This is a genomic window from Staphylococcus sp. HMSC056G08 (assembly GCF_001812305.1).
Classification (GTDB): Bacteria; Bacillota; Bacilli; order Staphylococcales; family Staphylococcaceae; genus Staphylococcus; species Staphylococcus simulans.
Window position 1 is genome coordinate 1 of sequence record NZ_KV808492.1, and the last position, 3208, is coordinate 3208.

The 3208-nt window shown below is 37.6% G+C and carries 3 protein-coding genes; 1 reads left to right on the forward strand and 2 read right to left on the reverse strand.

Translation table 11 applies throughout. The annotated features are described in order from the left end of the window. Positions 1 to 63 precede the first annotated feature (63 nt). Complete coding sequence (locus HMPREF2846_RS08485; protein WP_060804251.1) at positions 64 to 1302, reverse strand: methionine gamma-lyase family protein; 1239 nt, start codon at positions 1300 to 1302, stop codon at positions 64 to 66. Between the two features lie 5 nt (positions 1303 to 1307). Continuing rightward, positions 1308 to 2564, reverse strand: a complete 1257-nt coding sequence (gene hflX / locus HMPREF2846_RS08490) for a GTPase HflX (protein WP_060804252.1) — start codon at positions 2562 to 2564, stop codon at positions 1308 to 1310. 144 nt (positions 2565 to 2708) lie between these two features. Between hflX and HMPREF2846_RS08495 the strand changes: the two genes are divergently transcribed. Further along, complete coding sequence (locus HMPREF2846_RS08495; RefSeq protein WP_070626435.1) at positions 2709 to 3194, forward strand: glutathione peroxidase; 486 nt, start codon at positions 2709 to 2711, stop codon at positions 3192 to 3194. Positions 3195 to 3208: the final 14 nt, after the last annotated feature.

Consider the following 3208-nt stretch of genomic DNA (forward strand, 5'->3'; position numbering starts at 1 on the left):
TCAAGTTATAACGGTAGTTTGTCTACGGTCTGACCGACGCAAAATTGCGTCGGTTGCTTTATTTTAGATAAGACCTTCTTCATTCATTTGTTGAACAGCTCTTGTGACTGCCAACTTAACATGTTCATACGTTAAGCCGCCTTGAACATAAGCTTCATATGGCGGTCTGATTGGACCATCTGCTGAAAGTTCAATAGATGAACCTTGTACGAATGTCCCAGCTGCCATAATCACATCATCTTCATAACCCGGCATGTAACTTGGTTCTGGACTGAAGTGTGCGTTGATAGGTGAAGCGGCTTGAATACATTGGCAGAAGCGAATCATTTGTTCTGCTGTATCAAATTGAACAGTTTGAATTAAATCCGTTCTTGGTGTATCAAATGCCGGTACAGTATTCATGTTTAATTTCGTTAGAAATAAACTTGTAAATAATGCACCTTTCAAGCTTTGACTAACCACATGTGGCGCTAAGAAGAAGCCTTGATACATGCTTGGCAGCTCAGTTAAAGAAGCTCCGGCTTCTTTTCCAATACCTGGTGCAGTCAAACGATAACCGCAACGTTCAATTAAATTTGTTTTACCAACAATGTAGCCGCCGATACGTGCCAAACCGCCACCTGGGTTTTTAATAAGTGAACCTGCCATGATATCTGCACCTGCTTCAATCGGCTCTTCATCTTCTACAAACTCTCCATAGCAATTATCTACAAAGACAATCACATCAGGATGTTCTGCTTTGATATCAGCCACTGCACGTTTAATTTCATCCACCATAATTGATGGGCGTTGATCATAACCTTTAGAGCGTTGTATTGCGATCACTTTTGTATGGTCATTTATCGCATTCAGTACTGCAGGAACATCAATTTGTCCAGTTTCTGTTAAAGCGACTTCGTTATATAATACGCCATTCTCTTTTAAACTGCCGATACCATTACCATTGACACCGATGACTTCTAACAGTGTGTCGTAAGGACTGCCGGTAATATATAATAATTCATCACCATGTTTTAGATTGGCTTGTAAAGCCACAGTAATCGCATGCGTACCAGAAATAATTTGCGGTCTGACTAACGCATCTTCAGCTTTAAACGTATGCGCATAGATTTCTTCTAAATGGTCACGACCGATGTCGTCATAACCATAACCTGTTGTCCCTTGCAAATCAGATTCTGTCGCTTTCACTGCGTGAAAGGCATCTAACACTTTCGCTTGATTACGATAAGCGCAAGCTTCAATTGTTTTAAAATAAGGTTGTAATTCTGTTTCTGTTTCTTGAATAATTTGTTCTAAATCCATGGTGCTTACTTCTCTCCATTTTCTTCTGCTTTTCTTCTATAACCTTCTACTTCATAACTTTCATTTTCTTCGTTAAATTCAAGTTTATGAATCAACGTATGACGTTTTAAGAAGTATAGACGATCTGCATCATCTGCAGGAACTGTCTCTTCATAAGGTTCCATTTGTTTTTCTACTTGGTCTATTAATAACTGTCTTACTTTTTCTTCATCCGCTTCATCACGTGCTGAAACGTATACATTCGGCAATTGAGATGCAGGGGTTGGTCCTTCGTTCAAGTCTTTCTTATTAAAGATGACTGCTTGTGGAATCTTATCCATATCTAAATCGCCAATGATACGGTTAACCGTATCATACTGCGTACGATATTCTTCATTACTTGCGTCAACGACGTGAAGTAGTAAATCCGCATCGCGCGCTTCTTCTAATGTGGATTTAAATGCGGCAATTAACGTAGTCGGTAACTTCTGAATAAAACCAACTGTATCAGAGATAATTAAATGATAACCATCATTCACTTGGATTTGGCGTGTTTTCGGATCCAATGTAGCGAATAAAATATCTTTTTCATACGTAGATTCATCCGCTAAAATATTAAACCAAGTTGATTTACCAGCGTTCGTATAACCTACTAAAGCTACTTGGAACACATGATTTTGTCTACGTTTAGAACGATAGCGTTCACGATGTTCGACTACAGTTTGAAGTTGGTGTTTGATTTCATTCATACGGCGACGAATATGACGTCTGTCTGTTTCTAATTTTGTTTCACCAGGACCTCTTGTTCCGATACCGCCACCAAGTCTAGATAAACTTTTACCATGACCTTGCAGACGTGGCATTAAATAATCAAGTTGTGCTAATTCAACTTGTAGTTTACCTTCCTTACTGCTTGCGCGCATCGCGAAAATTTCTAATATTAATTGGGTTCTATCTATAATTTTAATACCTAAATTATCATTCAGACTTTTAGATTGTGCAGTTGTCAGTTCATCATTGGCTACAACGACATCGACATCATACATTTCTACATAATCTTTAATTTCTTGTAATTTACCTTTACCAACATACGATTTATCTTCAATGCGGTCTTTTTGTTGTGTAATTTCACCTAAAACATCTAATCGGCATGTTTCAGCAAGTGCTTTTAATTCATCCATGGTTTCACGGAAATCGAATTGTTTTTCATCATATGCATCGACCCCGATTAATAATGCTTTTTCTACCGCTTCTTCTGTATCAAATATTCTCTCTTGAGGCAAAAATGTATCCTCCTTAAATTCATTTTACGGTCATTTTGAATGTTTATTCAATCTACTAGTAATCTATTCCATTTTATCATAGAGCATATCTAAAGACTATTCAGGCGAAATGTGTTAAGTTTGGGACATCGAGGTGAAGAAAACATGAGCATATATGATATTGAAGTTACAAAAACCGATGGCACAACCTATCAACTAGATCAATACAAAGGAAAGGTCATGTTAATCGTCAACACAGCGAGTCAATGTGGCTTTACGCCACAGTTTGAAGGCTTGCAAGAGCTTTACGAACAATACCAAGATCAAGGCTTTGTCGTATTAGGATTCCCTTGTAACCAATTTGGCAAGCAAGAACCTGGTAACGGTCAAGAAGCCATGCAAAATTGTAAAATTAATTATGGGGTAACTTTCCCAATGCACGAAAAAATTAAAGTGAACGGACCTGAACAACATCCACTTTATCAATACTTAACAGAACAACAAGATGGATTTTTCAATAGTAAAATCAAATGGAATTTCACTAAGTTCTTAATAGATAGAGATGGCAATGTAGTCAATCGTTTCTCACCACAAAAAAATCCAAGTCAAATCAAATCAGATATCGAAGAACTATGGCTCTCTGTCAAATAGGACTGGTGAGCAAA

What these genes read in the sequence shown, in the direction of transcription:
- HMPREF2846_RS08485 (WP_060804251.1), bottom strand. Translation starts at nt 1,302, where the DNA reads ATGGATTTAGAACAAATTATTCAAGAAACAGAAACAGAATTACAACCT.
- HMPREF2846_RS08495 (WP_070626435.1), top strand. Translation starts at nt 2,709, where the DNA reads ATGAGCATATATGATATTGAAGTTACAAAAACCGATGGCACAACCTAT.